The organism is Paraburkholderia madseniana, from assembly GCF_009690905.1.
In the GTDB taxonomy this organism is placed as follows: Bacteria; Pseudomonadota; Gammaproteobacteria; order Burkholderiales; family Burkholderiaceae; genus Paraburkholderia; species Paraburkholderia madseniana.
The window spans coordinates 1-9018 of sequence record NZ_VOSW01000187.1 but is presented as its reverse complement, the minus strand read 5'-3'; the positions used below and the strand labels follow the sequence as shown (position 1 = coordinate 9018).

Annotated in this window: 7 protein-coding genes and 1 pseudogene; 3 read left to right on the top strand and 5 right to left on the bottom strand. The window is 58.5% G+C overall.

What is annotated here, in order from left to right:
- Positions 1-126 precede the first annotated feature (126 nt).
- The 3 genes and pseudogenes from FSO04_RS44150 to FSO04_RS44140 form a co-directional block, all read right to left on the bottom strand.
- Positions 127-714: pseudogene (locus FSO04_RS44150) on the bottom strand (ISKra4-like element ISBusp5 family transposase); the annotation flags it as partial.
- A gap of 56 nt (positions 715-770) precedes the next feature.
- Positions 771-1490, bottom strand: a complete 720-nt coding sequence (locus FSO04_RS44145; protein WP_154567622.1) for an IS6 family transposase — start codon at positions 1488-1490, stop codon at positions 771-773.
- Positions 1491-1563: 73 nt separating this feature from the next.
- The gene (locus tag FSO04_RS44140; RefSeq protein WP_154567621.1) at positions 1564-3858 is read right to left on the bottom strand and encodes a putative bifunctional diguanylate cyclase/phosphodiesterase; all 2295 of its coding nucleotides are present in this window, start codon (positions 3856-3858) and stop codon (positions 1564-1566) included.
- A 644-nt stretch (positions 3859-4502) separates the two neighbouring features.
- Between FSO04_RS44140 and FSO04_RS48095 the strand changes: the two genes are divergently transcribed.
- Complete coding sequence (locus FSO04_RS48095) at positions 4503-4733, top strand: hypothetical protein (RefSeq protein ID WP_233465436.1); 231 nt, start codon at positions 4503-4505, stop codon at positions 4731-4733.
- 811 nt (positions 4734-5544) lie between these two features.
- Complete coding sequence (locus tag FSO04_RS44130; RefSeq protein ID WP_154567620.1) at positions 5545-5697, top strand: hypothetical protein; 153 nt, start codon at positions 5545-5547, stop codon at positions 5695-5697.
- An 873-nt stretch (positions 5698-6570) separates the two neighbouring features.
- On the opposite strand, the gene FSO04_RS44125 is transcribed toward FSO04_RS44130, so the two are convergent.
- Positions 6571-7560, bottom strand: coding sequence for an SDR family NAD(P)-dependent oxidoreductase (locus FSO04_RS44125; protein ID WP_154567619.1), 990 nt, complete (start codon positions 7558-7560; stop codon positions 6571-6573).
- An 86-nt stretch (positions 7561-7646) separates the two neighbouring features.
- On the opposite strand from FSO04_RS44125, the gene FSO04_RS44120 reads away from it, so the two are divergent.
- Positions 7647-8579: an AraC family transcriptional regulator gene (locus tag FSO04_RS44120; protein ID WP_154567618.1), complete on the top strand. Its 933-nt coding sequence runs from the start codon at positions 7647-7649 to the stop codon at positions 8577-8579.
- A gap of 236 nt (positions 8580-8815) precedes the next feature.
- Here the strand turns inward: FSO04_RS44120 and FSO04_RS44115 are convergent.
- The coding region (locus FSO04_RS44115; protein WP_233465435.1) for a YciI family protein at positions 8816-9018 on the bottom strand (203 nt) is incomplete at its 5' end.

The following is a 9018-nucleotide window of genomic DNA, read 5'->3' as shown; positions in this document are numbered from 1 at the left end:
CGGCTGAACCACATCCTGGACAACCTCGACTTCGTCCATCATGTACACCTGTCCATTTAAAATTTGAATGGACATGATCGTCGGGCTGCTCGACTTACCGATCAAGATGACTTCGCCGGCTGCTTACGCCCAATCGAGAATCCACTCGTTATCGTAGGGGAGGTCATTGGCGACGCCGGCCAGGTCCCGAGGTCCATCAGTCAGGACAACGACTTCATTAGGATTCCCGTATCCGCTGTCCTCGAGGAATCGTTTCATTTCTTGATTCAGCCGCCGGGTCCGCGGCAGGGCGGAAGCCCACACTGGTGGTTGCTCACCGGCTTGCCCCAAAGCAGCGACGACGACCGCGATCGACGATGATCGGTTTTCGGCTTCTGCGCGATTTTCCTTGCCTGAACCCTTGCGATTGCAACGTGCGCGACGGACATAGCCGACGTCAATGCCGAGCTCGGCAATCGGTTTTTACGTCTCGCATCACCGATGCACCGGCCGTGCGTGCTGTATCGATTTTCCGATGGCCACGGTGTGGTTGCGGATGGTTACATGATTGTCGCGACCTGAGGCGGGTAGCAGAAGGTCCATGACGGCCTTGGCTTGCCGATAGGGCATCGTGGCGCCAAGCTCCGCGTGCAGCCATCTCAGTTCACCGGTACTTGCGTCCGGCAAGTAGTCCTTGAGCGGAGAAACATATTTCGAGCCGTCAGCACCACAATTGGGTTCTGGTGCAAACAGGTGGTGAAGCCGAGACGTCTCCAATATATAAGGATGCCTTATTTATTGAACAGGATGGCGTTCCAGACGGCAGGTACAGCAGTATCCTTGAGCCCGAGAGTGCGGAGATTGAACTGGCCCTTGCGGATGCGGTGCATCAACTCGATGCCTGAAATCGTGGTCTTCGCACACCTGAACCGTTTGAATCCGAGCATCACGTTCGTTCTGGACTTGATGTTTCGATGATCCTGCTCGATCACGTTATTCAGATACTTCGAGGAGCGCACGTGCGTTCCATCAGGCAGCAGAGCGTCAGCGATCATCTCCCGCACGGCCCGGTGCGAGGCGGCATACCCGTCGAGCGTGATCGTCTCCGGTGGCTGGCCCTGATGTTTGATGGCCTTGCTGAAGAAGGCTTTGGCCGCGCTCACGTCGCGCTTCGCCCTGAGCATGAAGTCCACTGTCTGGCCGGCCCGATCTACCGCCCGGTAGAGATAGACCCACTTGCCACGAATCTTCAGATAGGTCTCGTCAACACGCCGTGACCGGCCTGTGGGTATGCCAAACCGGTTCCAGCGCTTGACGAACTCCGGCGTAAGGCGCTTTACCCAACGCATGATCGTAGTGTGTGCCAGCGACAATCCCCGCTCGGCCATCATCTCGACCAGATCGCGCAGGCTGAGCTTGTAGCGAAGGTACCAGCGCACACACAGAACAATGATCTCCCGATCAAAATGCCGACCATCGAACAACCCCTCCAGCCCCTTCCCTTTGCTCATCACAGCCCACCAGATTGATTGGATCGCTACTTTAACCGGTCCAATGAGCCTATTTGCACCAGAACCCTTTATCTCATTCGCTTAATGGTATTCGCTGCCGATGCGTTTCTACCCACAGCGCGAATTCGCCGGGTGGTAGCGGTGCCGAGTACAGATGTCCCTGGTACATAAGGCAGCCGTGGTCATGTAGAAAGTCCCGCTGTGCTTGCGTTTCCACGCCTTCAGCGATGACACTCAGCTTCAGCACGTTGCCGATATTGATTACAGTCTGTGTTAGGGATTCGGCCATTGGATCGGCCCCAATGCCCAGCACAAAGCTTTTGTCGATCTTCAGTTCTTTAACGGAGAACCGGTGCAGATAGCTCAGAGACGAGTAGCCCGTACCGAAGTCATCTATCGATAGCGTTATTCCGAGGGCATGCATCGTATCGAGCGATGTGCGGATGTCATCGGCCGACTCATCAAACATGACTCGCTCGGTCATTTCCAGAATCAGATCGGCAGGCGCCAGACCATGAGCCTGCAGCGTGTGCGCGATAAAGCCGGGATAATCTGGACGTTTGAAGTCGGCGGCACAGACATTCACTGATATGTTGGGTACATCGATGCCCCCGGCGCGCCACTCAGCGAGTTGACGGCAGGCCTCGTCCAGCACCCAGGCATCCAGCTCTGCAATCAGGCCGCTTTCTTCCGCGATGGCGATAAAGCGGTCTGCCGGGACGATCCCCAGTTTCTCGTCGTTCCACCGAACCAGGGCTTCGGCTCCATGCAGTGTTCCCGTCACATCGACCTTGGGCTGGTAGGTGACGCTCAGGGCTCTTCCTTGCAAGGCTCGCTGCAGCGCGATTTCCAGTTCGAGCTGTTCTTTGGCTTGACGCTCATACACAGGCGCATAGAAATGTACCTGGTTACGTCCCGTGCTCTTCGCCTTGTACATCGCCATGTCTGCATTACGCAGCAGGGTATCGGCGTCCCACCCGTCGTGTGGATACAGTGAGACGCCGATGCTCGCACTGAGCGTGATGCTGGTGTCATACTTTGCGTTGACGGTGATAGGCTGGTACAGGGCTTGCAGGATGCGCCCGGCTACGTGCGCTGCCCTATGTACGTCACAATTCTGCAGTACTGCCAGGAACTCGTCTCCACCGAGGCGACCGATCACGTCATCACCCCGGACGCAATACCGGAGACGCCGCGCGATTTCGCTCAACACTTCGTCACCGGCAGAATGGCCCTGCGTGTCGTTGACGCGCTTGAAACGGTCCAGATCAATGAACAGTATCGCGAACTGTGACGAATTCCGGCTGGCGTCCGCCAGGATACGGAGCGTTTCCCTGTTGAGTTGCGCCCGGTTGGGCAAGCCGGTCAAGGCATCAAACCATGCCAGCGTCTGCAACTGACGTTCCATTGCGAATCTTCTACGCAATTGCCCGCTGAACATCAGAGACAGCATGATGGTAAGCACATCCAGTATGGCAGTCACGATACCAATGGCAAACGCCCGCTTACGCCATCCGGCGTAGATGTCCTCAGTCGCCAGGCCAACGACCACGACTAGTGGATAGGTCCCGATCCGCCTGAAGCTGTATAGGCGCTCGATGTGGTCGAGCACGGCAACGTCGACATAGGTTCCGTGATCCGATTGCACGAGCGGGGGAAAGGAATGGCCGCCCGCGAGAGTGCGGCCTATATCGTCCCTGCGATACGGTTGCCGCATCAGGACAGTCCCGTCTGTGCGCAACAGGGTAAGGGTTCCGTGATCGCCGAGTATCGAGTCTTCGAATAGCTGGTGGAAATAGCTTAGCCGGAGCGTACCTGCAACAATTCCTGCGAAGTGGCCATTTGCATCGTCAAGACGCAGGCTCAGCGCTATCGACGGTTGCCCAGCGTTGCCGAGGCGCGGCGCGAAGGGCTTGCTGAGATACAAGCCGGCCCCTTTCTGCTGTTGTTGAACCTGAAAGTAATCGCGGTCGCTTACATTGAGCTTTGGCGGTAGAACCCAACGGGAGTCGAGGACGCTGTCGCCAGCAGCATCTGCCGCGAATATCGCGCCCAGTTCCCTTACGTTGTTGGCCGCGCCGAAAGCGACGAGGTGCCGGGCCTCGGGAGTGAGTTGGAGGAGACTGGGGGTCTTCATACTTGTCACGACATCCCGCATGGCAAGTTGGCAGATGTCCAGATTACGCTCGGTCTCCTTTTGCAGGGAGAGGGCGAGGTTCTGTGCGGCAGCGCGGGCCTGCGTCATTGCGTCCAGCCTCATCTGGTACAGCGAGACTGCCGTGACGCCGGTGGTGGCAAGCGTGATACCAATCCCGGCGAAAATGAACAGGGCCGGTTTTGCCAGAAGGGAACGCGTGATTCGAAACATAGTCTTCTGGATTGTGTCTGCTTCCAGCCCGCTTTCAGATCAGCCATCAATTGTCCGCCCCGCTCCCTAGCGTGGTAGGGCACCTTGTCGGCCACGTCTAGCAATGGTTCGATCAAATTGCTGTCGTCGGTTGAGCTGGCGAGCCCGAGACCGCGTCTGTAAGGCGAAAGAAAAGTGCCATTACAAGTGAGCGCGGAGCCTGCCACTCAGTGGCGCGGCACTTCCTGCAGTATATCGACAAGGCTGGCGAAATCTTTACGCCCGGCCCTGCCGATAGTTTGCTGGCGGGATGGCACAGGGTGGAGGTGACAGCTCGAGCCCTCGTGCGCTGACGAGCGGGTCGGCCTCAAACCATTAGCATGCAGGGACAGCGCTTTGACACGGTCAATATTCGCGTTAGCCAGTAACAATCGCGACCCATGATCTTGCACATCGCGAAAGCTGCGATTCCACCATATCGTAAGCCACAGTGGTCAATTAAACTGATCGACTGATGCATCCGGACGAGACGACATCGGTTGCAATCCCGAGCGGAAAGAACATGTTCTGCAAGTTCTCACTGAGTTCGTGTCACACCACTCCGAGATACTTGGTGACTGCCCGAGGTAATGAAGGTAAGGCGTCAAGCGTTCAAGCGCGAACGCTTGGATGACAAATTGAACCCACTCCGAAAGCGGCCGTTGAAGCCGCGGGGATACGACCGGCAGTTGTGGGTTGGGAAAAAGCTGATGAGCAAGAAATCTGCGTCCGACGAGGTCGGCAATGCGGCAGAGACAACCGAGGGGACGCTGGCAGCATTGACAATGCGGATCAACGAGTTCCTTCATGAAGGGACGCTTGACAGTCGTTTCGCCGCGAAGCTGACAAGCGACTGAAAAAGGAAGCGGAAGCGATTTTGGAAACCGGCAAGGCAACGAAGGCAGGGCAGCGGGAGTTGAACAAGGCTTTCGACATGCTGGATGCAGCACTGCGTGACCACGACGCGAGGCTACTGGTTACAGCCAACGCTGAGCTGCGGGCGACAGACAACGCGGTGGCTTCCAAGAGGTCGCAGTAACGTCCTCAGAGAATACGGGAGGCAGAATGCCTCCCTGTCCTGCGATCCGATCAACCAGTGACTCTCATGAAAGCCTTTGCGGACAGGCTTGATCGTAGAAAGGAACCAGGGTGTTTTCTCGTTCATTTGACTACCCGTCATGATTCGTTCCTCCATGCACACGCAACTGAAACCGTACTCCCCGAATCTGTCCCGCGCCAAATGAGTTGCGAAACAGTCGGCTGACGCTCAAAGGGGGGAATGTTTCGTGTGCTACAGATTTGCTGCAGCAATGGTAGCAATCCATATCTTCCCTAAAAGCAGGTTGGGACGGACTAACGGTAGCATCGGTTCGCCTCCTCTCGCCTTGGAAACCGGGTTGAGGCATTTTTATAGCGCCCCACCTCGGGCGCTTTTTTTTTGCGCCTGCTTTGTGCGGCCCACATCTTTCAGCGCTGTCGGCTGTGTAACCACCCTGCAGCCGTCTAAACTAAAAGGATCTATCACCGCCGAAGCTCCTCCGTGCTCACGTCTGATATTCCGCTGACTGCCGATGATCTGCTGTTCGTGGTAGACGGGGACTGGCCCTGCGCTCGCCCGCGCTTGCAGGTGATCCCGAACAACTTTCTGCGGAGATTCGGCAAACGATCATGGAAGTCCGTCTGATGGTCGCAAATTACGACCTAACGGCATTGCACTCCAGGCTGTGCATCGCTGAATCGTTGCTCCTGCTCAATCGCCCAGCAGAGGCGCTGGCGGTCATCCACACGGCGGTTCGCCACAACGCCAGCGGCGGCCATTGATTGCACTACGCGGCACGTGCTGGTCGAGCCTCTGGCTCTTGGCAACTCGTGCCGGGCTTAAGCGCTTCTTAAGCTATTCCGCCTATAGTGCAGACCTCTCAGGTTCTAGCTCACTCGGACGCTAGATCCTTTCAAGCCGGCTTCGCGCCGGCTTTTTTTCGCGCTGAGTGTCTCAACAACGTGTCCCAGGTCACGGTGCATCAGGTTCTCCCCGATCTTAAGTTTGTCTTCAATGCCACGCGGTGCAATTTTTGAGCGCCCGTAGCAATCCATATCTGACAGGCCTTGCGCCTGTCATTCCACCCCTTGAACTATCGTTGCCGACCTGCTGCGCCCCCTCGCTCGAGCAGCGAGAACGTCGATTGCCCACATCACCCAATCTGCGCGCTTCATCGGCGGCGCCTTCTATTCGCCCGCATTGGGCGAGATACACTTCTCTGCGGATGGCGCTTCGTCCTATGGATTGATCAAACATTTTGCGAGGGCACAATGACATCAGACTTCGAGTCAACGGTCATACCAGCTGGGGAGTCGGCCGGGCTATTCGACACTGCATGCAACCATGTGCGAGACATGACACGCGCACGCTGCGCGGTCGTGATCGTCATCGACGGCGAATCGGGATCAGGGTATTCCGTGGTGGGCCCACTTGAGGCGCAGGTTCTTTTGCCAGACATCTTGCATAAGATGGCAGATACCTTGCGCGGGTAGCTCTCGAAAAATCTGCAGTAGCTTGCCGTTCGTCTCGCCCTACGGGTCAAACTCAGGCGGCCTATCGTGAATGGCTGGCAAAATTAACGGACCGCAGCCAGCCATGATGCGCCTGTCGCATCAAAAAACCGAAGAGTCGAAATCCGGCAAGTAGCGGCTCCACTAGAAGTTGAGAAGTCGCTGGCTGAGCCCCCAAAGGCCATCGGCGGAGGCTGGGTCGATGGCATAGGGCACTGCGCCCGTAAGCCTCATGGCATCCGCCATATCGATCTTCTCCGGTTGTTCCTTCATCACCGGGGCCACGTCAACATTTTCGCAGTACACGCCGCCCAAGCCGTTCAGTTGCGGGCTGGTTGCGCACCAGACTTGCGTGGCCGCGCCCTGCCCGATCGTCTTGAGTTGCCTAGCCGGATCGCGCACTGGCTCGCCTTGCTCATCGAGGACACCTGCGGCGATCAGCTGCTCGCGCGTCACGTATCTCCCCAGCCCAGTATCGACGATGGCGCCCGGATGCAGCGAAAACGCGCGGATCCCGTTTGTCTTCTCGCGCTGGTCAAGTGCGACAGCAAAGAGAATGTTGGCCGTCTTCGACTGCCCATACCCTGCCCACGGTGTGTACGGGCGACGCTCGAAATGCGGGTCGTCGAAAACCACTGGCGAATAGCGGTGACCGATCGACGATACCGAGACCACGCGAGCGTCTCCCGCCTTGCGCAGCGCAGGCAAGAGCCGCATCGTGAGTTGAAAGTGGCCGAGGTGGTTGGTCGCGAACTGATACTCATACCCTCGCGCGTCGCGCGTCAATTCCGGCACGGCCATGATCGCGGCGCTGTTGATCAGCATGTGCAGCGCCGGTGTCGATTCGAGGAACGACGCCGCAAAAGCGTCGATCGAGGCCGGATCGAGCAGATCGATCGGCGCGATTTCCACGTCGATGGCGGCCAGTGCCCCGCTGGCGCGGCGCAGGTCGCGCGCGGGGACGATCACGCGTGCGCCGGCGGCACGCAGAACCCGGGCTGTTTCGCGCCCGAGGCCGGAGTAGCCCCCGGTCACGATCGCCGTCTTGCCGGAAAGATCGATGCCGGCGATGACCTCGTCGGCAGTGGTGGCAGCTCCGAAACCCGAACCGAGTGGCTTTTGTAGCGTCATCATGGCGTTTCCCTGGACAAACAACGATGTACGCATTGTGGGCTCAAATTCCGGTACGATGAATAATCAAAAGTTCGGAATACTGTCGCATGAGTTCAGAAATCGAGGGCGATCCACTTTCGGATATCCTTCGGCTGCTCGGCGCCCAGCCCGTTGTGGCAGGCGGCTTCTCTGCCGGCGGCACATGGGCGATCCGCTTTCCGCAGCCGAAAAAGATCAAGTTCTTCGCGCTGGTCAAGGGCAGTTGCTGGCTTTGCATCGACGCGCAGACGGAGCCGGTCGCGGTCGGCGAAGGTGACGTCTTTCTGCTAACCGGCGAACGCTCGTTTGTCCTCGCAAGCGACCCGGACGCGGAACCGGTCGACGCGGCCACCGTGTTCTCCGGCGACGGGACCAGGACCGCGACAATCGGCGACGGCAACGGCTGCACGCAGATCGGAGGACACGTCAGGCTCGCGCCCTCAAACGACGCGTTGCTGGTCGACGTCCTGCCATCGCTGATACACATCCGTGCGGACTGCGAGCAGGCGGACGTTCTTCGATGGCTGCTTGCCCGGCTCGTCAAGGAATTCGCGTCGGGTTTGCCGGGCAGCGGCCTTGCTTCAACATACCTTGCACAACTGATGTTCGTCGAAATGCTGCGCGTCCATCTCGACACCGGCACGGAAATCCCCAACGGCTGGCTGCGCGCCATCGGCGACAGGCGGCTTGCGCCCGCGCTACGGCTGATGCATGGCGATCCCGGCCGGGCGTGGCGGCTGGACGAGCTTGCGACCGCATCGGCAATGTCGCGCACGGCGTTCTGCGTGCATTTCAGGTCTGTCGCGGGCATGGCTCCGCTCACGTGGCTCACGCAGTGGCGCATGCGTATGGCAAAGCAGGCGTTAATCGACGAGAAAATACGGATTGCCGTTCTCGCGGCAAGGTTGGGTTACGCATCCGAAAGCGCATTCAGCAGCGCGTTCAAGCGGGTGTCCGGAATGTCGCCGAGCGATTACAGGCGGGCGGGGTGGTCTGGTTGAAGCGCGGGGTCGCCCGACTATCGCAGCCGCACCTTCGAACGTCGAGATAGGAACGATGACCGTTGTACCGTCATAAGCTGCCGTTGCCGGGATACCGCGGCGAACGGCAGAGAAGGGTCGATCACAGGCGTCGCCGCTCGGCCCAGAAGTAGTATCGCCGCGATGACTCACGAAGCCGTGAAGGTGTTTGAGGAGAACAGAGCGCCAACGCATATTTGAGACACGCGTCCAAGCCCTCATCGGGTCCAGTAGAAATCCACGGGGATAAGCTCAACGACCCATCCACCTTCTTCGCCCAGCGTGGCCGCCGGATGCATGGAGGCGATGCGCAACGCCTCGTCATGGGTATCCGCCTCGATGATGAACAGGCCGCCCACGACTTCCTTCGACTCGGTATAGGGCCCATCGGTGACGTGCGTCTTGCCACTGCGCGGGCGGA

Bases quoted from the DNA above. Each gene is read 5' to 3' on its own strand.
- FSO04_RS44145 (WP_154567622.1), bottom strand. From the start codon at position 1,490: ATGAGCAAAGGGAAGGGGCTGGAGGGGTTGTTCGATGGTCGGCATTTT.
- FSO04_RS44130 (WP_154567620.1), top strand. From the start codon at position 5,545: ATGGAAGTCCGTCTGATGGTCGCAAATTACGACCTAACGGCATTGCAC.
- FSO04_RS44125 (WP_154567619.1), bottom strand. From the start codon at position 7,560: ATGATGACGCTACAAAAGCCACTCGGTTCGGGTTTCGGAGCTGCCACC.
- FSO04_RS44140 (WP_154567621.1), bottom strand. From the start codon at position 3,858: ATGTTTCGAATCACGCGTTCCCTTCTGGCAAAACCGGCCCTGTTCATT.
- FSO04_RS44120 (WP_154567618.1), top strand. From the start codon at position 7,647: ATGAGTTCAGAAATCGAGGGCGATCCACTTTCGGATATCCTTCGGCTG.